The sequence below is a fragment of the Pseudomonas sp. NCIMB 10586 genome (assembly GCF_023127895.1).
Lineage (GTDB): Bacteria > Pseudomonadota > Gammaproteobacteria > Pseudomonadales > Pseudomonadaceae > Aquipseudomonas > Aquipseudomonas synxantha_A.
The window spans coordinates 126,647-126,861 of the sequence record NZ_SPKQ01000051.1; the positions used below are offsets into that span (position 1 = coordinate 126,647).

A 215-nucleotide genomic window follows, 5' to 3' on the forward strand; every position below is an offset into this window, starting at 1 on the left:
CGTGCGCACGTAGCGACCGTCCTTGAACACCGTCACCGCGTCGCAGATACGGAACACTTCTTCCATGCGGTGCGACACGTAGAGCACCACTTTGCCCTCGTCGCGCAGGCGCGTAATGATTGCCATCAGCCGGTCGATTTCCCGCGCCGACAAACTGCTGGTCGGCTCATCGAAGGCGATCACGTTGGCACCGCGGGACAACGCCTTGGCGATTT

At 61.4% G+C, this 215-nt stretch carries 1 pseudogene; it reads right to left on the reverse strand.

Annotated features, from left to right (window positions below):
• Positions 1-215 (reverse strand): annotated as a pseudogene (gene araG, locus E4P01_RS26870) (L-arabinose ABC transporter ATP-binding protein AraG); the annotation flags it as partial.